This window comes from Streptomyces sp. NPDC046887 (genome assembly GCF_040644755.1).
Classification (GTDB): Bacteria; Actinomycetota; Actinomycetes; order Streptomycetales; family Streptomycetaceae; genus Streptomyces; species Streptomyces lichenis.
Genome location: NZ_JBEYXH010000001.1, coordinates 416,860 through 435,498 on the forward strand (window position 1 = coordinate 416,860; position 18,639 = coordinate 435,498).

The 18,639-nt window shown below is 72.0% G+C and carries 17 protein-coding genes; 9 read left to right on the forward strand and 8 right to left on the reverse strand.

All coding sequences use genetic code 11. The annotated features are described in order from the left end of the window. Positions 1-83 precede the first annotated feature (83 nt). Entirely contained in the window at positions 84-1,949 is a 1,866-nt protein-coding gene (locus ABZ945_RS01875) for a PQQ-binding-like beta-propeller repeat protein (protein WP_361262293.1), read from the forward strand. A gap of 219 nt (positions 1,950-2,168) precedes the next feature. Then, a complete protein-coding gene (locus ABZ945_RS01880; RefSeq protein WP_361262296.1) occupies positions 2,169-2,849 on the forward strand; it encodes a response regulator transcription factor in 681 nt (226 codons plus the stop codon). On the opposite strand, the gene ABZ945_RS01885 is transcribed toward ABZ945_RS01880, so the two are convergent. Next, positions 2,846-3,139: a hypothetical protein gene (locus ABZ945_RS01885; RefSeq protein WP_361262300.1), complete on the reverse strand. Its 294-nt coding sequence runs from the start codon at positions 3,137-3,139 to the stop codon at positions 2,846-2,848. The two genes, ABZ945_RS01880 and ABZ945_RS01885, sit on opposite strands and share 4 nt — an antisense overlap. Positions 3,140-3,162: 23 nt before the next feature. After that, positions 3,163-4,833 carry a sodium:solute symporter family protein gene (locus ABZ945_RS01890; protein WP_361262303.1) on the reverse strand — a complete coding sequence of 557 codons (1,671 nt, stop codon included), beginning with the start codon at positions 4,831-4,833 and terminating at the stop codon, positions 3,163-3,165. A gap of 324 nt (positions 4,834-5,157) precedes the next feature. On the opposite strand from ABZ945_RS01890, the gene galT reads away from it, so the two are divergent. The 4 genes from galT (at position 5,158) to ABZ945_RS01910 (ending at position 9,663) form a co-directional block, all read left to right on the forward strand. Beyond that, complete coding sequence (galT, locus tag ABZ945_RS01895) at positions 5,158-6,201, forward strand: galactose-1-phosphate uridylyltransferase (protein ID WP_361262305.1); 1,044 nt, start codon at positions 5,158-5,160, stop codon at positions 6,199-6,201. Continuing rightward, entirely contained in the window at positions 6,198-7,163 is a 966-nt protein-coding gene (gene galE / locus ABZ945_RS01900; protein ID WP_361262308.1) for a UDP-glucose 4-epimerase GalE, read from the forward strand. Before galT ends, galE begins: the two co-directional genes overlap by 4 nt. 5 nt (positions 7,164-7,168) lie before the next feature. Continuing rightward, complete coding sequence (gene galK / locus ABZ945_RS01905; RefSeq protein ID WP_361262903.1) at positions 7,169-8,395, forward strand: galactokinase; 1,227 nt, start codon at positions 7,169-7,171, stop codon at positions 8,393-8,395. Between the two features lie 398 nt (positions 8,396-8,793). Beyond that, positions 8,794-9,663, forward strand: coding sequence for a response regulator transcription factor (locus tag ABZ945_RS01910; RefSeq protein ID WP_361262906.1), 870 nt, complete (start codon positions 8,794-8,796; stop codon positions 9,661-9,663). On the opposite strand, the gene tamR is transcribed toward ABZ945_RS01910, so the two are convergent. Continuing rightward, positions 9,619-10,116, reverse strand: a complete 498-nt coding sequence (gene tamR, locus ABZ945_RS01915; protein ID WP_105871686.1) for a MarR family transcriptional regulator TamR — start codon at positions 10,114-10,116, stop codon at positions 9,619-9,621. The two genes, ABZ945_RS01910 and tamR, sit on opposite strands and share 45 nt — an antisense overlap. Before the next feature lie 131 nt (positions 10,117-10,247). On the opposite strand from tamR, the gene ABZ945_RS01920 reads away from it, so the two are divergent. Both ABZ945_RS01920 and ABZ945_RS01925 read left to right on the forward strand, forming a co-directional pair. Beyond that, positions 10,248-11,075: a trans-aconitate 2-methyltransferase gene (locus tag ABZ945_RS01920; protein ID WP_361262312.1), complete on the forward strand. Its 828-nt coding sequence runs from the start codon at positions 10,248-10,250 to the stop codon at positions 11,073-11,075. A 135-nt stretch (positions 11,076-11,210) separates the two neighbouring features. After that, complete coding sequence (locus ABZ945_RS01925; RefSeq protein WP_361262315.1) at positions 11,211-11,834, forward strand: Uma2 family endonuclease; 624 nt, start codon at positions 11,211-11,213, stop codon at positions 11,832-11,834. 41 nt (positions 11,835-11,875) lie between these two features. Here the strand turns inward: ABZ945_RS01925 and ABZ945_RS01930 are convergent, their stop codons facing one another. Together ABZ945_RS01930 and ABZ945_RS01935 are read right to left on the reverse strand one after the other, a co-directional pair. Beyond that, positions 11,876-12,547 carry a TetR/AcrR family transcriptional regulator gene (locus ABZ945_RS01930; protein WP_361262318.1) on the reverse strand — a complete coding sequence of 224 codons (672 nt, stop codon included), beginning with the start codon at positions 12,545-12,547 and terminating at the stop codon, positions 11,876-11,878. Then, positions 12,544-13,545 carry a fatty acid desaturase gene (locus ABZ945_RS01935; protein ID WP_361262322.1) on the reverse strand — a complete coding sequence of 334 codons (1,002 nt, stop codon included), beginning with the start codon at positions 13,543-13,545 and terminating at the stop codon, positions 12,544-12,546. Before ABZ945_RS01935 ends, ABZ945_RS01930 begins: the two co-directional genes overlap by 4 nt. A gap of 270 nt (positions 13,546-13,815) precedes the next feature. Here ABZ945_RS01935 and ppc point away from each other — a divergent pair, with 270 nt between their 5' ends. Next, positions 13,816-16,566 carry a phosphoenolpyruvate carboxylase gene (ppc, locus tag ABZ945_RS01940; protein ID WP_361262325.1) on the forward strand — a complete coding sequence of 917 codons (2,751 nt, stop codon included), beginning with the start codon at positions 13,816-13,818 and terminating at the stop codon, positions 16,564-16,566. A 97-nt stretch (positions 16,567-16,663) separates the two neighbouring features. On the opposite strand, the gene ABZ945_RS01945 is transcribed toward ppc, so the two are convergent. From ABZ945_RS01945 to ABZ945_RS01955, 3 genes are all read right to left on the reverse strand, one after another. Beyond that, the gene (locus ABZ945_RS01945; RefSeq protein ID WP_361262909.1) at positions 16,664-17,083 is read right to left on the reverse strand and encodes a hypothetical protein; all 420 of its coding nucleotides are present in this window, start codon (positions 17,081-17,083) and stop codon (positions 16,664-16,666) included. A 156-nt stretch (positions 17,084-17,239) separates the two neighbouring features. Beyond that, positions 17,240-17,833, reverse strand: coding sequence for an aminoacyl-tRNA hydrolase (gene pth / locus ABZ945_RS01950; protein ID WP_361262328.1), 594 nt, complete (start codon positions 17,831-17,833; stop codon positions 17,240-17,242). Between the two features lie 120 nt (positions 17,834-17,953). Beyond that, complete coding sequence (locus tag ABZ945_RS01955; protein ID WP_361262331.1) at positions 17,954-18,577, reverse strand: 50S ribosomal protein L25/general stress protein Ctc; 624 nt, start codon at positions 18,575-18,577, stop codon at positions 17,954-17,956. Positions 18,578-18,639 lie beyond the last annotated feature (62 nt).

An 18,639-nucleotide genomic window follows, 5' to 3' on the forward strand; every position in this document is an offset into this window, starting at 1 on the left:
CTTCGCCTCCGCCTTCCGCTGCTCCTCACTTCTTCTCCCCGTCCCCCAGGCCGACCGCCGGCCACTCCCGAGGTATCCACGCCATGACCCAGCCCCCTCCGCCGCCACCGAACCAGCCTCCGGGCCAGCCGCCCCACCAGCCCCCCGGCCACCACCCGGGGCCGCCGCCCAGCCAGCCGCCGGGCACCCCGCCCGCCCCGGCCGCACCGCCCGCCGGGGGCTACGGCTATCCCCAGGCGCCCCAGGCGCAGCCGCAGACGCCTCCGCCGAGCGGGCCTCCGCAGGGTGGCGGGTACGGCTATCCGCAGACGCCGCCGGCGGCCGCGTACCCGCAGCAGCCCGAGTACGGGCAGCCGCCGGCGCCCGGGCAGCCACCCGCCTACGGCTATCCGCAGCCGGCCGGGTACGGCTATCCGCAGGCGCCCGGGCAGCCGGTGCCGGCGACCCAGCCCGTACCGGCCGCCGGCCAGTCCCCGTCCACCGGGCGGAAGAAGCTCTCGGCGCAGGCGAAGATCATCATCGCCGCCGCGGTCGCGATCGTGCTGATCATCGGGGCCGGGGTGGTGTACTCGCAGACCCGTGGCTCGGACGGTACGGACGAGGCCAGGGGCGGGAGTTCGGCCGGGACGGACGGCGGCAAGGACGGCAAGGACGGAGGGAAGAGCGCGCCGGACGGGGACGGCAAGGAGAAGGTGCCGGGCAACACCGCGTCCAAGGTGGCCTTCCAGGTGCCCACCCCGGTCGTCCCCGATCTCACGACCGTCTCCGGGGCCTGGGTGACCGACACGGCGTTCGTCAAGGTCGGCGTCGGGTCGGTCGCGGCCTACGACCCGGACAAGGGCACCCAGCTGTGGAAGCTCGACCTGCCCGGTGACGTCTGCGCGGCCTCCCGGCACGCCCAGGACGGCAAGACCGCGATCGCCTTCGCCGCCAAGAAGGGCACCGCGCCCAACTACTACGAGCCGTGCACCGAGGTCGGCGCCGTCGACCTGAAGGGCGGCAAGCTGCTGTGGACCAAGTCCGTCACCGGCGGTGACGCGGGTGACGGCAAGGTGCGCTACGACGAGATCACCGTCGGCGGCGGCACCGTCGCCGCGGGCGGCACCGACGGCGGCGCCGCCTGGGACCTGGCCACCGGCAAGGAGCTGTGGAAGCCCGAGGTCAACGCCGAGTCCTGCAAGGACCGGGGCTACGCCGGCGGCGAGGGGCTGGCCGCGGCCCGGGTCTGCGGGCCCTCGGACCAGCAGTACGTGCTGATCCAGAGCCTCAACCCGAAGACCGGTGCGCCGATCTCCGAGTTCAAGATGCCGGACGGGGTGGACACCGCCGGCATCATCTCCACCAAGCCGCTGGTGGCGGCGGCCGACGTGGGTGACACCGCGGGCGACGGCTCGTCCATCTCGGACTTCTTCTCCATCGACGAGAAGACCGGGAAGCTCAAGGCCAAGATCACCGCCAACGCCGACAAGTACGCCGCCGAGTGCGGGTCCACCGAGGTGGAGCAGTGCGAGAAGGCGGTCGTCGGCAACAACCGCCTCTACATCCCCACCGAGCCGTACGAGAGCGAGGACGGGATCACCCAGACCAACGACATCGTCTCCTTCGACCTGGACACCGGGAAGCCCACCTCCGACCGCGCCGTGGCCGGTCCCAAGCACTCCATGGTGCCGCTGCGCATGGACGGCGGGAACCTGATCGCCTACAAGCCCGCGACGTACCACGGCGGCGGGGTGGTCGTCAGCCTCCACGGCGGCACCATGAAGGAGACCGTGCTGATGCGGAACCCGGCCGAGGACTCGGTGTCCGAGGCGGAATCCGCGTTCAGCGACGAGTGGCTGGAGATGCGGTACGCGGACGGCCGCTTCTTCCTGTCCACCGACTTCGTGAACGAGCCGCGCAACCCGGAGACGGACCGCAAGTACATGGCGATGGTGCTCACCACCCACTGAGCCGTCGGACCACCCACTGAGCCGTCGGAACCCTCGGATGACACGATCCGGCCCCCTTCGCCGCGCAGCCGCGCACACGCGGAGGGGGCCGTTTTCGCGATTACGGGGGGCTTTGGCCCCGTAGGGGCAGCGCGGCGTCGAACAAGCGTGTAGCTTGCCGGGTCAACACAGCCGGGCGCGCTGGGGCGGTGGGGCCCCTCCCGGTGAGGGGGAGGCTCGATGGGCGTGCGGGTGATGGTGGTCGACGACCACCGGCTGCTCGCCGAGGCGCTCGCCTCGGCGCTGAAGCTGCGCGGGCACCGGGTGCTGGCCGCGGCCGCGCCCGCCGCGGGCGCGGCCGAACTGGTGGTGAGCCGCGCACCGGAGGTGTGTCTGCTGGGCACCTCGGCGCCGGCCGAGCCCGGTGCCTTCGACCTGGTGGCGGCGATCAAACGGGACCGTCCGCAGATCGCGGTGGTGGTGCTCGGCCCGGTGCCGAGCCCGCTGGGGATCGCGGCCGCCTTCGCCGCCGGGGCCTCCGGCTATGTCCGCCAGGACGAGCGGATCGAGGGCGTCGAGCGGGCCATGCTGAAGGCCCGGGCCGGGGAGGCGGCGGTGGCGCCGCAGCTGCTGCGCGGGGCGTTCACCGAGCTGCTCAACCCGGTGGCGCAGCCGGACGACGAGGCCCAGCGGCTGCTGCGGCTGCTCACCCCGCGCGAGGTGGAGGTGCTGGTACGGGTCGCCGAGGGCGAGGACACCCGGCGGATCGCGGCCGGGATGGGCATCGCCCCCAGCACGGCCCGTACCCATGTCCAGCGGGTGCTGATGAAGCTGGACGTCGGTTCGCGGCTGGAGGCCGCCGCCCTGGCGGCCCGTACCGGGCTGCTGGACCGGGCGGCGGCGCCCCTTGAGCGGCCCTAGGACCGCTGGCCGTCCTCGTCGGATACGGGGGGCGGGGGAGCGGTGGGGCGGAGCTTCAGCCAGACCAGGAAGAAGATCCCGAGGGCGAGCATGCCGAGCCCCGTCCACAGGTTGACGTTGACGCCGACCGCCTTGTCCAGGTCGGCGTCGGACGCGGTGATCCCGGCGATCGTCACGATGATCCCGTAGACCGTGAACAGGCCCCCGATGATCCGCCGGATGTCGAACAGCCGGGCGGCGGTGGCGGACTTGCGCTCCAGCTCGGAGACTTCGCGCTGCACATCGGACATGTCTGAATGCCTCCGGGGCGGGATCAGAGGGAGTACGGGAGGTAGAGGGCGGCGGCCAGGATGATCGCGCCCCAGCCGAGCAGCGCCGGGCGGCGGTACCAGGCGTCGTCCCCCTCGGCGGGCGGCTCCTCCATGCCCGGCGAGCGCGTCCCGTAGACCAGCCCGGCCAACTGCTCCTCGGGCTTGGGGGCGGTGAAGAGGGTGACGGCCACCATCACGACCGCGCCGGCCACGAAGCCGACGATGGCGGAGACGAAGTTGGCGCCCTGGTCGGTGGGGATGGCGATGACGCCCTGCTTGTAGACGATGAAGTAGTTGGCCATCGCGGCCGTGGTGCCGGCCAGCAGCCCGTAGAAGCCGGACTTGACCGAGGCCCGCTTCCAGAACATGCCGATGATGAAGACCACGAACAGCGGGACGTTGAAGAAGGAGAACAGGGTCTGGAGGTAGCCCATGATGTTGGAGAAGCTGGCCGCCAGGAAGGCGGTGCCGATGGAGGCGACGACGCCGATCGCGGTGATCAGCCGGCCGAACTTCAGGTAGTAGGCGTCGGGGCGGTCCTTTACCACGTACTTCTGCCAGATGTCGGTGGTGAAGACGGTGTTGAAGGAGGAGACGTTGGCCGCCATGCCCGCCATGAAGGCGGCGAGCAGTCCGGTGACCGCGATACCGAGGACGCCGTTGGGCAGCAGCTCCGACATCAGCAGCGGGATGGCGTCGTTGTAGGTCAGCCCGGAGCCCTCCAGGCCGATCTTGGGGACGAGGGCGGCGGCGACCAGGCCCGGGATCATCACGAGGAAGACGATGAACATCTTGGGGAACGCGGCGATCAGAGGGGTGCGCTTGGCGGCCGAGAGGTTCTTGGCGGAGAGCGCCCGCTGCACCTCGGCGAAGTTGGTGGTCCAGTAGCCGAAGGAGAGCACGAAGCCGAGGCCGAGGACGATGGTCAGCCAGTTGGCGCCCAGCGGGTTGGCGTCGCCGATGCCGGTGCCGCCCCAGGCGGAGAGGAAGTCGCCGCCGTGCTGCTTGGTGAGGGTGTCGGTCAGTCCGTCCCAGCCGCCGACCCTCTTCAGTCCGAGGACGGTGAGCGGGATGAGGGCGGCGAGGATGACGAAGAACTGCAGCACCTCGTTGTAGATCGCCGAGGAGAGGCCGCCGACGGTGATGTAGGCGAGCACGAAGAAGCCGGCGACCACGATGGACACCCACTGCGGCCAGCCGAGCAGCGCCTCCACGACGATCGACAGGGCGTAGAGGTTGACGCCCGAGATGAGGATCGAGGCGAACGCGAACAGCCCGGAGCTGAGCAGGTGGGCCGGCTTGTCGAAGCGGTGCAGCAGGAACTCCGGCACCGAGCGGACCTTGGAGCCGTAGTAGAACGGCATCATCACCAGGCCCAGGAAGACCATGGCCGGGATGGCGCCCACCCAGTACCAGTGGACGACGGCCACGCCGTACTGGGCGCCGGTCGCCGCCATGCCGAGGATCTCGGTGGCGCCGAGGTTGGCGGCGACGAAGGCGAGGCCGGTCACCCAGGCGGGCAGTGAGCGCCCGGAGAGGAAGAAGTCGAGGCTCGTCTTGACGCTCGCCCGGGCGGCGAAGCCGATGCCGAGGACCACGGCGAAGTAGATCGCCAGGATCAGGTAGTCGAGCCAGTTGGTGGGGAGCCGTAGCTCGGCGGCCAGCACATGCATGGGTACTCGCTTCGTCGCGGGTGCGGGACGGGATGGAGGCGGAGTCGGTGGTTGGTGGTTGGTGGTCGGTGTCCGGAGCGGGCCCGGAACAGCCACGGAACCTACGCCTTGGCTCACCGAAAATGAACAGACCGGTTGGTCATCTTTGTTTGATTGTGATGATGGCGGGCGAGGGGTGGGGTAAATGTCGGATGGAAGCGCTTACCTGAGGGAGGCTGATGGCGGCCGGAGGTTCGTCGCGCCCCATCCGTTGACGGACATGGCTCGCCGATGGTTGGTTATGTTTGATCGTGTTGGAATGGTCGTGTGGTGAGGAGTCCAGGAGTGAAGAAGACGTCGACCCGCTTGGCCGACGGTCGCGAGCTGCTCTACTACGACCTGCGGGACGGCACCGTCCGCGACGCGGTCGACCCCCGCCCGCTGGACGCCGTCGCCACCACCGCCGAGGTCCGCCGCGACCCGCTGCTCGGCGACTCGGTCGCCATCGCCTCGCACCGGCAGGGCCGCACCTACCACCCGCCGGCCGACGAGTGCCCGCTCTGCCCGTCCACCGGCGGCCGGCACACCGAGATCCCCGCCGCCGACTACGACGTGGCCGTCTTCGAGAACCGCTTCCCCTCACTCGCCGGCGACCTCGGCCGCTGCGAGGTGGTCTGCTTCACCTCGGACCACCAGGCCTCCTTCGCCGACCTCAGCGAGGAGCAGGCCGCCCTGGTGCTGGCGGCGTGGACCGACCGCACCACCGAGTTGTCGGCCCGGTCCGGCGTCGAGCAGGTCTTCTGCTTCGAGAACCGGGGCGCCGAGATCGGCGTCACCCTCGGCCACCCGCACGGCCAGATCTACGCGTACCCCTTCACCACCCCGCGCACCGAGCGGATGCTCGACTCGCTGGCGGCCCACCACACCGCGACCGGCCGCAACCTCTTCGACGACGTGCTCGCCCGCGAACGCGCCGAGGGGGAGCGGATCGTGCTGGACGCCGCGCACTGGACCGCCTTCGTCCCGTACGCCGCGCACTGGCCGTACGAGGTCCACCTCTACCCCCGCCGCCGGGTGCCCGACCTGCGGGCGCTGGACGAGGCGGCCCGGGAGGAGTTCCCCCGCGTCTACCTGGAGCTGCTGCGCCGCTTCGACCGGATCTTCGGCGAGGGCGAGCCGCCCACCCCCTATATCGCGGGCTGGCACCAGGCCCCGCTGAGCGATCCGCGCCGCGAGGGTTTCGCTCTGCACCTGGAGTTGTTCACCGTACGGCGGACCTCCGGCAAGCTGAAGTTCCTCGCCGGCTCGGAGTCCGGTATGAGCGTGTTCATCAACGACGTGCCGCCCGAGGCCGCGGCACGGCGACTGCGAGAGGTAGCGAGCGCATGAGGTATCTGGTGACGGGCGGGGCCGGCTATGTGGGCGGGGTGGTCGCCGCCCATCTGCTGGAGGCGGGGCACGAGGTGACCGTCCTGGACGACCTGTCCACCGGCTTCCGCGCCGGAGTCCCGGACGGGGTCGAGTTCATCGAGGGCCGCATCCAGGACGCCGCGAAGCACCTCGACCCCTCCTTCGACGGGGTGCTGCACTTCGCCGCGTTCTCGCAGGTCGGCGAGTCGGTGACGGACCCGGAGAAGTACTGGTCCAACAACGTCGGCGGCACCCTGGCGCTGCTCGCCGCGATGCGGGACGCCGGGGTGCGCAGGCTGGTGTTCTCCTCCACCGCCGCGACCTACGGGGAGCCGGTCTCCGAGAAGATCGCCGAGACCGACCCGACCGCGCCCACCAGCCCCTACGGGGCGTCCAAGCTGGCCGTGGACCACATGATCACCGGCGAGGCGCGGGCGCACGGGCTGGCGGCCGCCTCGCTGCGCTACTTCAACGTCGCCGGGGCGTACGGGGCGCAGGGCGAGCGCCATGACCCCGAGTCCCACCTCATCCCGCTGGTCCTCCAGGTGGCGCTGGGCCGCCGCGAGTCGATCAGCGTCTACGGGGACGACTACCCGACCCCGGACGGCACCTGCGTCCGCGACTACATCCATGTCGCCGACCTGGCCGAGGCCCATCTACTGGCCATGGACGCGGTCCGCCCCGCCGAGCACCTGATCTGCAACCTGGGCAACGGCAGCGGCTTCTCGGTCCGCGAGGTGATCGAGACGGTACGGGAGGTCACCGGCCACCCGATCCCCGAGACCGCCGCCGCGCGCCGGGCCGGCGACCCGGCCGTGCTGGTCGCCTCCTCCGCCGTGGCCCGCGACCGGCTCGGCTGGAAGCCCCGCCGCGCCGAGCTTGCCGGGATCGTCGCGGACGCCTGGGACTTCGCCCGCGCGCTCCACGCGGACGCCGAGTGAGCGGGCTGCCGGTCGAGGCCCCGGCGACCCCGGAGGAGTCGGCGCGGGCCGTCGCCGAGGGCTTCGCCCGGCTGTACGGGGCCGAGCCCGAGGGCGTCTGGGCGGCCCCGGGGCGGGTCAACCTGATCGGCGAGTACACCGACTTCAACGACGGCTTCGTGATGCCGCTGGCCCTTCCGCACACCGCCGTCGCCGCGGTCTCCCGGCGCACCGACGGGCGGCTGCGGGTGCACTCGGCCGACACCGGTGAGGGGGTCGTCACCCTGGAGGTGGCGGAGCTGCGGCCGGAGAGCGGCGGCGCGGGCGGGGTCGTGGGGGCCGTCGGGCCCGTGGGGGCCGTCGGCTGGGCCGCGTACCCGGCGGGCGTGGTCTGGGCGCTACGGGAGGCCGGGCACGAGATCATCACCGGCGCCGACGTCCACCTCGCCTCCACCGTCCCCACCGGCGCCGGGCTCTCCTCCTCCGCCGCGCTGGAGACGGTGGTGGCGCTCGCCCTGAACGACCTCTACGGGCTCGGGCGCTCCCGCCCGGAGCTGGCCCGGATCGGCCAGCGCGCCGAGAACGCCTTCGTCGGCGTGCCCTGCGGGGTGATGGACCAGATGGCCTCCGCCTGCGCCGCCGAAGGGCATCTGCTGCACCTGGACACCCGGGACCTCTCGCTGCGCCAGGTCCCCTTCGACCTGGCGCAGCGCGGTCTCGCCCTGCTGGTGGTGGACACCCGCGTGAAACACGCGCTCGGCGACGGCGCGTACGCCGAGCGGCGCGCCGGCTGCGAGGCGGGCGCGCGGGCGCTCGGAGTGAACACCCTGCGTGAGGTGGAGTACGCGCGCCTGCCGGAGGCCCTGGACCGGCTGGACGATCCGACGGTACGGGCCTATGTCCGCCATGTGGTCTCCGACAACGAGCGGGTCGCCCGCACCATCGCCCTGCTGGACGCGGGTGACGCCCGGGCGGTGGGCCCGGTGCTCACCGAGGGCCACGCCTCGCTCCGCGACGACCTGCGGGTCTCCTGCCCGGAGCTGGACCTGGTGGTGGCCACCGCGGTGGAGGCGGGGGCGCTGGGCGCCCGGATGACCGGCGGGGGCTTCGGCGGCTCGGCGATCGTCCTGGCCGAGGCGGGAGACACCGCCGCGGTCACCAAGGCCGTCGAGGACGCCTTCGCCGCCGCCGGCCACACCGCCCCCCGCGTCTTCCCGGCGGTGCCCTCGGCGGGGGCGCGGCGAGTGGGGTGAGGGGCCGGGGACGGTGAACGGGGCGGGCGGTGGTCTTCGGGTACGGAGGCGCCGCCCGTCCCCGTGTCCGGGGGCGAGGCGGGCGGCGGCCTTTGCGGTACGGGGGCGCCGCTCGTTCCCGTACCCGACCCGGCGCCTGTGCCGTCCCCGTACCTCCACGGGCACTTGTGCCAATCCCCTTCCGGCGCGGCGCCCCGCCCGTACCCTGAAGGCCGGCGTACCGGTGGGGGCCGGTGGCTGAGCAGGGGCCGGAGAGCCCGGGTACGAGGCCCGGGGCGGGGGTAGCTTCCCCCTCGCGGTGGCGGCGGGAGCCGTCCCGTGGGCCGGGCGGTCGCCCGCGGCCGGTTTCCGCCCTCCTCACGTCCTTGCGTAGGGAGGCTCGACACTTGGGGGTGCCAGTGGGCCGTATCCGGGTTCTCGTGGTGGACGATCACCGTATTTTCGCCGAGTCGCTGGCCGCGGCCCTGGCGGCCGAGCCGGATGTGGAGGTCGCGGCGGCCGGCAGCGGTCCGGCGGCGCTGCGCTGTCTGGAGCGGGCGGCCGCCGAGGGGCGCCGGTTCGATGTGGCGCTGGTCGACGCCGACCTGGGCGTGCCCGGTGGGGTGGCGCGGGCCGCGGCACCGCGGGCGGTGCCGGACGGGGCGGAGGCCGCGGTGGACGGGATCTCGCTGGTCGCGGGGGTGCGCCGGGCGAGACCCGAGGTCCGGGTGGTGGTGCTGGCGGACCGGGACGAGGCGCGGCGGGCGGCGCTGGCGCTCCAGGCCGGGGCCTCGGCCTGGGTGGCCAAGGACTGCTCGTTGCAGCGGCTGCTGGCGGTGATCCGCGGGGTGCTGCGGGACGAGACCCATCTGCCGCCGGCGCTGCTGACCGGGGTGCTGCGGGAGCTGACGGCCGAGCGCAAGCACCGCACCGAGAGCGAGCGGCTGGTGGAGTCGCTGACCCCCCGGGAGCGGGAGGTGCTGCGCTGCATGGTGGCCGGGCTCGGCCGCAAGGCGGTGGCCGAGCGGCTGTTCCTCTCCCCGCACACGGTCCGTACGCATATGCAGAACGTGCTGGGCAAGCTCGGGGTGCACTCCACGCTCGCGGCGGTGGCGCTGGCCCGCCGGGCGGGGGTCGGCCCGGCGCCGCTGGCCGCCCTGGCCTCCACCCCGGCGGCCCCGGGAGTGCCGATGCAGGCGGTGCCCGTCTCGGCCGTGTCGGGTGCCTCAGGTGTGTCAGGTGTGTCAGGTGGGGATGTTGTCGAACGGGGCGGTCAGCTGGCGCAGTAGCGCGGCCAGCTCGGCGCGCTGGGCGCGGGACAGCTCGGCGAGGATGGCCCGTTCCTGGTCGAGCAGCCCGGCGAGGGCCTGGTCGGCGCGGTCGCGGCCCTCGGCGGTGAGGCGGACCAGCACCCCGCGCCGGTCGCTGGGGTCGGGCAGCCGCTCGACCAGGCCCTTCTTGGCGAGCCGGTCGATACGGTTGGTCATGGTGCCGGAGGTGACCAGCGTCTGGGTGAGCAGCTGGCCGGGGGAGAGCTGGTACGGGGCGCCCGCGCGGCGCAGCGAGGTGAGCACGTCGAACTCCCACGGCTCCAGGCTGTGCTCGGCGAAGGCGAGGCGCCGGGCCCGGTCGAGGTGCCGGGCGAGCCGGGAGACCCGGCTGAGGACCTCCAGCGGTTCCACGTCGAGGTCAGGGCGCTCGCGACGCCATGCGGCCACCAGTCGATCGACCTCGTCCTCCATGTCGATCAGTGTAGGGGATCTGTCGATGTGAAGTCTCTTGACGTCGAGAGATAATTGGCCGGAGCATGGGGCATGGTTGGCCCGAAACGCCGTTCCGTTTCGGCTACTTGATGCTGCAAGGGGGCTCGAACATGCATTCCGCACCGGTCTGGGACCCAGATCAGTACCTGCGTCACTCCTCGCATCGGACCCGACCGTTCCTCGATCTGCTGCACCGCATACCCGAACTGCCCGCCACCGCGCTCGGCAGGCCCGCCCGGATCGCCGACATCGGGTGCGGCCCCGGCAATGTGACCGCGCTGCTCGCCGAGCGCTGGCCGGACGCCCGGATCACCGGCTTCGACCTCTCCGCGGAGATGCTCGAACAGGCCGACAAGCACCACTCCGGCCCCACTTCCGGCGGCGGTTTCCTCGACTTCCGCCCCGCCGACGCCGCCCACTGGATGCCCGACGAGCCCTACGACCTGATCGTCTCCAACGCCGCGCTCCAGTGGGTGCCCGGCCACCCCGAGTCCTTCCCGCGCTGGCTCGGCGGGCTGACCCCCGGCGGGGTGCTCGCCTTCCAGGTTCCCGCCAACTTCACCGCCCCCAGCCACGCCCTGCTCGGCGACCTCTGCGAGTCCCCCGAGTGGCGCGACCGCGTCGGCGACCACGGCCGCCGCTTCGTCCACATCCTCGACGCCCCCGGCTATCTCGGCCACCTCACCGGCCTCGGCTGCGCCGCCAACGTCTGGGAGACCGTCTACCACCAGCTCCTCCAGGGCCCCGACCCCGTCCTGGACTGGGTCAAGGGCACCGCCCTGCGCCCGGTGCTGACCGCCCTGGACGACGACCCCGACGCCGTCGCCGCCTTCCTCGGCCAGTACCGCGAACTCCTCCGCGCCGCCTACCCGACCGGGCCGCACGGCACCGCCTTCCCCTTCCGCCGCGTGTTCGCGGTGGCGCGCCGGGAGGAGTGAGGGGCGTGTCCGGTCGCTCGTACGGGTGAGCCACTGGCATATGCCGACACCGGGACGCCACGGGTGCGTAGCGTCCCGGTGTCGCTTGTGCCGCCCGGGCACGCGCGCCCACACTTGAGGAGGAGGTGCTGCACGATGACCGCTCTCGCACATGAGGTGATCCCGGTGGTGGAGAACGAGCCGGTCCTTGAGCTGGACGAGCTCCTGTGGCGGACCTGGAAGGCCATGGAGCTCCCCGAAGGGTGCCGGGCCGAGATCATCGAGGGAGCAATCGAGGTGTCGCCTACCGGCCGCCGCCGTCACGGCATCCTGGTCAACCGGCTGCGCAGGGCGCTCGAAGCCCAGCTGGCGGACAGCGCCTTCTCCGCCTACCAGGACGTGAATGTCGTCCACCGCCGCAAGCTCTGGATCCCGGACCTCTTCGTCGCGACCGACGACCTCGACGAGATTCCCGACGAGGAGGGTCTCGGCGTGGACGCCGTCGGTGTCGCCCTCGTCATGGAGCTCGTCTCCCCCGGGCAGCGGAACATCGAGCGGGACCGCGTCCGCAAGCGCCGCGAATACGCCCGGGCCGGCATCCCGGTGTACGTGATCGTGGACGACTTCGACCAGGACGGCGCCGTCCTCGTGCTGACCGCGCCCAACCCCGCCAAGGGCACCTACGAGGACGAGCACCGCGTCCCCTACGGCAACGACGCCGTCATCCCCAGCGGCCCGGCCAAGGGCTTCGCCATCGGCAAAACGGTCACCGGCGCGTAGCCGCGTACCGGGGCACTCAACCCCTCGGCGCGCCCCGCCCCCTAACTCTTCCGGTGCCCTATCAGCCGGGGCTTCTGCTCCATGCCGTCCAGGCCGTGCCAGGCGAGGTTCACCAGGTGGGCGGCGACCTCGGCCTTCTTGGGCTTGCGGGCGTCCAGCCACCACTGGCCGGTGAGCGCCACCATGCCGACCAGGGCCTGGGCGTAGAGGGGGGCCAGCTTGGGGTCGAAGCCGCGGTTCTTGAACTCCATGCCGAGGATGTCCTCGACCTGGGTGGCGATGTCGGAGATCAGCGAGGCGAAGGTGCCGGTGGACTGGGCGACCGGCGAGTCCCGCACCAGGATGCGGAAGCCGTCGGTGAAGGTCTCGATGTAGTCCAGCAGCGCGAACGCCGCCTGTTCGAGGAGCTCTCGCGGGTGCCCCGCGGTCAGCGCGCTGGTGACCATGTCCAGCAGCTGGCGCATCTCGCGGTCCACCACCACCGCGTACAGGCCCTCCTTGCCGCCGAAGTGCTCGTACACCACCGGCTTGGAAACGCCCGCCTTCGCGGCGATCTCCTCCACCGAGGTGCCCTCGAAGCCCCGCTCGGCGAAGAGCGTGCGGCCGATGTCCAGCAACTGCTGCCGGCGCTCCGCGCCCGTCATCCGTACCCGGCGCCCGCGCCGGGGTTTGTCACTTCCGCTGCTGCCGTCGATCGCCACGGCATCCATCATGCCGCGTGCGCGGAGCTGTCCTGCCGCCGGGCCGCGATCCGCTCCTTGCTCGGCCAGCGCACGTCGTACGCCCAGCCCAGCTGCTCGAACCAGCGGATCAGCCGCGCGCTGGAGTCGATCTGCCCGCGCATCACCCCGTGCCGCGCCGAGGTCGGGTCCGCGTGGTGCAGGTTGTGCCAGGACTCACCGCAGGACAGCACCGCCAGCCACCACACATTGCCCGAGCGGTCCCGCGACTTGAACGGGCGCTTGCCCACCGCGTGGCAGATCGAGTTGATCGACCAGGTGACATGGTGCAGCAGCGCCACCCGCACCAGCGAGCCCCAGAAGAACGCGGTGAACGCGCCCCACCAGGACATCGTCACCAGCCCGCCGACCAGCGGCGGGATCGCCAGCGAGACGATCGTCCACAGCACGAACTGGCGGGAGATCGCGCGCAGCGCCGGGTCCTTGATCAGGTCCGGGGCGTACTTGTGCTGCGGGGTCTGCTCCTCGTCGAACATCCAGCCGATGTGCGCCCACCACAGGCCCTTCATCAGCGCCGGCAGCGTCTCACCGAACCGCCACGGCGAGTGCGGGTCGCCCTCCGCGTCGGAGAACTTGTGGTGCTTGCGGTGGTCCGCCACCCAGCGCACCAGCGGACCCTCCACCGCCAGCGAACCCATCACCGCCAGCGCGATCCGCAGCGGCCGCTTCGCCTTGAAGGAGCCATGCGTGAAGTACCGGTGGAAGCCGATCGTGATGCCATGGCAGCCGATGTAGTACATCGCCACCAGCAGCCCCAGATCCAGCCAGCTCACCCCCCAGCCCCAGGCCAGCGGCACCGCCGCCACCAGGGCCACGAACGGCACGACGATGAACGCCAGCAGCGCCAGCTGCTCGACCGACCGCTTGCTGTCCCCGCCGAGCGTGGCGGAGGGCACATCCGGGGCGGCGGCCGGCCCGGCGGCGGCCTGGGCGGCGGACTCCGCGGCGGGTGCCTCGGGAGTAGTGGTCATGGGGTCCCCTGGGGGTGAGGGAGAGAAGACGGCAGCACCGACGGTACGGTACCTACGGAACCGTAACCTACGGCGACGTAAGTATGGCAGCGGCGAGCGGCGCGGCAAGAGCACCACGGGCGCACCACCGGCGCGCGACCTGCACCGGACGGAGGGCCGGAGGCATCCCCGCAGGACGGACACCTATCCTGGGACCCGCCGGACAGCGTGGTCCGCGAGCTTTCAGTACCCCTCCCAGACGTGCTCAGAACACTGCAAGGAGCCGCACCTGTGAGCAGTGCCGACCAGACCGCAGGCCGCGCCGACCAGGCCGCCACCGCCAACGCCGAGCTGCGATCCGACATCCGCCGACTGGGCGACCTGCTCGGCGAGACCCTGGTACGCCAGGAAGGCCCCGCCCTCCTCGAACTCGTCGAGAAGGTCCGCCACCTCACCCGCGAGAACGGCGAAGCCGCCGCCACCCTCCTCGGCGACACCGACCTGGAGACCGCCGGCCGCCTGGTCCGCGCCTTCTCCACCTACTTCCACCTCGCCAACGTCACCGAGCAGGTGCACCGCGGCAAGGAGCTGCGCGCCCGCCGCGCCGCCGAGGGCGGGCTGCTCGCCCGCACCGCCGACATGCTCAAGGACGGCGACCCCGCCCACGTACGGGACACCGTCCGCAACCTCAACGTACGGCCGGTGTTCACCGCCCACCCCACCGAGGCCGCCCGGCGCTCCGTCCTCAACAAGCTCCGCCGCATCGCCGAGCTCCTTGAGACCCCGGTCATCGCCTCCGACCGGCGCCGCCACGACCTGCGCCTGGCCGAGGCCATCGACCTCATCTGGCAGACCGACGAGCTGCGCGTCGTCCGGCCCGAACCCGCCGACGAGGCCCGCAACGCCATCTACTACCTGGACGAGCTGCACGCCGGCGCCGTCGGCGACGTCCTGGAAGACCTCGCCGCCGAGCTGGAGCGGGTCGGCTACGAGCTGCCGCCCGGCACCCGCCCCCTCACCTTCGGCACCTGGATCGGCGGCGACCGCGACGGCAACCCCAACGTCACCCCCGCCGTCACCTGGGACGTGCTGATCCTCCAGCACGAGCACGGCATCACCGACGCCATCGACCTCATCGACCACCTGCGCGGCCAGCTCTCCAACTCCATCCGCTACGCCGGCGCCACGGACGAGCTGCTGGAGTCGTTGCAGGCCGACCTGGAGAAGCTCCCGGAGATCAGCCCCCGCTACAAGCGGCTCAACGCCGAGGAGCCCTACCGGCTCAAGGCCACCTGCATCCGGCAGAAGCTCCTCAACACCCGCGAGCGCCTCGCCCACGGCACCGCGCACAGCGACGGCCGCGACTACCTCGGCACCGCCGAACTCCTCGCCGACCTCACCCTCATCCAGACCTCACTGCGCGCCCACCGCGGCGGCCTCTTCGCCGACGGCCGCCTCGACCGCACCATCCGCACCCTGGCCGCCTTCGGCCTCCAGCTCGCCACCATGGACGTCCGCGAACACGCCGACGCCCACCACCACGCCCTCGGCCAGCTCTTCGACCGGCTCGGCGAGGAGTCCTGGCGCTACGCCGACATGCCCCGCGACTACCGGCAGAAGCTCCTCGCCAAGGAGCTCCGCTCCCGCCGGCCCCTCGCCCCCACCCCGGCCCCCCTCGACCAGGCCGGACAGAAGACCCTCGGCGTCTTCCACACCGTCAAGGAAGCCTTCGAGCGCTTCGGCCCCGAGGTCATCGAGTCCTACATCATCTCCATGTGCCAGGGCGCCGACGACGTCTTCGCCGCCGCCGTCCTCGCCCGCGAGGCCGGACTGATCGACCTGCACGCCGGCTGGGCCAAGATCGGCATCGTGCCGCTGCTGGAGACCACCGACGAGCTCAAGGCCGCCGACGTCATCCTCGACGGCATGCTCGCCGACCCCTCCTACCGCCGCCTGGTCTCCCTGCGCGGCGACGTCCAGGAGGTCATGCTCGGCTACTCCGACTCCTCCAAGTTCGGCGGCATCACCACCAGCCAGTGGGAGATCCACCGCGCCCAGCGCCGGCTGCGCGACGTCGCCCACCGCTACGGCGTACGGCTGCGCCTCTTCCACGGCCGCGGCGGCACCGTCGGCCGCGGCGGCGGCCCCTCCCACGACGCCATCCTGGCCCAGCCCTGGGGCACCCTCGAAGGCGAGATCAAGGTCACCGAGCAGGGCGAGGTCATCTCCGACAAGTACCTCGTCCCCTCCCTGGCCCGGGAGAACCTGGAGCTGACCGTCGCGGCCACCCTCCAGGCCTCCGCCCTGCACACCGCCCCCCGCCAGTCCGACGAGGCCCTGGCCCGCTGGGACGCGGCCATGGACACCGTCTCCGACGCCGCCCACCAGGCCTACCGCAAGCTGGTCGAAGACCCCGACCTGCCCACCTACTTCCTGGCCTCCACCCCCGTCGACCAGCTGGCCGACCTCCACCTCGGCTCCCGCCCCTCCCGCCGCCCCGGCTCCGGCGTCTCCCTGGACGGTCTGCGCGCCATCCCGTGGGTGTTCGGCTGGACCCAGTCCCGCCAGATCGTCCCCGGCTGGTACGGCGTCGGCTCCGGCCTCAAGGCCCTGCGCGAGGCCGGGCTCGACGAGGTCCTGGACGAGATGCACGAGCGCTGGCACTTCTTCCGCAACTTCCTCTCCAACGTCGAGATGACCCTCGCCAAGACCGACCTGCGGATCGCCCGCCACTACGTCGACACCCTGGTGCCGGAGAACCTCCAGCACGTCTTCGCCACCATCGAGGCCGAACACGCCCTCACCGTCGCCGAAGTCCTCAAGGTCACCGGCGGCAAGGAACTGCTGGACTCCAACCCGGTCCTCCAGCAGACCTTCGCCATCCGCGACGCCTACCTGGACCCGATCTCCTACCTCCAGGTCTCCCTGCTCGACCGCCAGCGCAGGGCCGCCGAGGCCGGCGACGAGCCCGACCCGCAGCTCGCCCGCGCCCTGCTGCTCACCGTCAACGGCGTCGCCGCCGGACTGCGCAACACCGGCTGACGCAGCCGAAGAAGGACAAGGGGGCGCCCGGCCGACCGCCGGGCGCCCCCTTCTCCGTACGCGTATGCCTCACACCGTGAAGAACGTCCTCCGCGTCTCACACCGTGAAGAACGTCCCCACCAGCAGCAGCCCGCCCAGCGAGGCCGCCGCCCAGCCCAGCCGCGGCAACCGCAGCCCACCGCCGATCACCAGCGCCGCCAGCAGCAGCGACCCGCCCAACGGCAACCAGGCGTGCAACCCGCCGCCCAGCCCCGTACGCACCAGCTCACGGCTGCCCGGCTTCACCACCACCGGGTACTCGCCGTCCGAGCGCACCGCCACCGACCGCTCTATCGACATATCGGCACGAACAGGGGCCGGGCCCTCGGGATCGAACCGGCCCGTGCACACCTCCGCCGAGCACCCGGTCACCACCAGCGTCCCGTGCTCCCGCCCCTTCGACAGCAGTATGTGCTGAGCGTCCGCCCATGACGCCCACATCCCCGCCACCACCAGCAGCAACGCCACCAGCCCCATCAACGCCGCCCGCGCGAACGGCAGCGGCGAGCGGCGCTTGGGGGCACTCTTCGGCCTCGCGGCGGTCTTCGGTCTTCTGGCGGTGGTTCGGCTGCTCATGGCCCGGGATCCTTGACTACATGACTGTGCCCGGTCAAACGCAGCGACCTGCCGGCCTCAGGAGTTGTACGCCGACTGGGCCCGCTCCAGACCCTCGGTGACCAGGCACTCCACCGCGTCCGCCGCCCGGTCCACGAAGTAGTCCAGCTCCTTGCGCTCCGCCGAACCGAAGTCCTTCAGCACGAAGTCCGCCACCTGCATCCGCCCCGGCGGCCGCCCGATCCCGAACCGCACCCGGTGGTACTCCGCACCCATCGCCTTGGTCATCGACTTCAGCCCGTTGTGACCGTTGTCACCGCCGCCCAACTTCAGCCGCAGCACCCCGTAGTCGATGTCCAGCTCGTCATGGACGGCCACCACCCCCGCCAGCGGCACCTTGTAGAAGTCCCGCAGCGCGGAGACCGGGCCACCCGACAGGTTCATGAACGACATCGGCTTCGCCAGCACCACCCGCCGGCTCGCCGGCCCCGGAGGCCCGATCCGGCCCTCCACCACCTGCGCCTGCGCCTTGCCCGCCCGCTTGAACTTCCCGCCCATCCGCTCCGCGAGCAGATCGGCCACCATGAACCCCACGTTGTGCCGGTTGCCCGCGTACTCCGGCCCCGGGTTGCCCAGCCCCACCACCAGCCAGACCGAAGAGCTCTCGTCCACCCTCGCCATCCCCTCGCTCGTCCACCTGGGACGTCCTGAGATTTCCTGAGACAGAAGTACGGGGTGGCGGGCCGCAGCGGCCCACCACCCCGTCACTCACCGGCTCGCGCCGGAAGGCACTCAGCCCTCGGAGGACTCGTCACCCTCGGCCGCGGCAGCCTCGGGGGCCTCCTCGGCCTCCTCCTCAGCCGCCGGCTCCTCGGCCTGCGCGGCCACGACCTGGAGGACCACCGCGTCCTCGTCGGTGGCCAGCGTGACGCCCTTGGGCAGCTCGATGTCCTTGGCCAGCACCGAGGCGCCGGCCTCCAGGCCCTCCACCGACACGGTGAAGGACTCCGGGATGTGGGTGGCCTCGGCCTCGACCGGCAGCGCGTTCAGCACGTGCTCCAGCAGGTTGCCGCCCGGGGCCAGGTCGCCCTCGGCGACGACCGGGACCTCGACGTTGACCTTCTCGCCGCGCTTCACCAGCAGCAGGTCCACGTGCTCCAGGAAGCCCTTCAGCGGGTCGCGCTGCACCGACTTCGGGATGGCCAGCTCGCTGCCCTTGCCCGCGATGTCCAGGGCGATCAGGACGTTCGGGGTACGCAGCGCCAGCAGCAGCTCGTGGCCCGGGAGGGTCAGGTGCACCGGGTCGGTGCCGTGGCCGTACAGCACACCGGGAACCTTGTCGGCACGGCGGATACGGCGGGCGGCGCCCTTGCCGAACTCGCTGCGGGTCTCGGCGGAGATCTTCACCTCGGACATCAGCACTCCTCGTAGAAATACAGACGGATCAACGGTCGTGGGGTCACCCGGCCACGACTGGA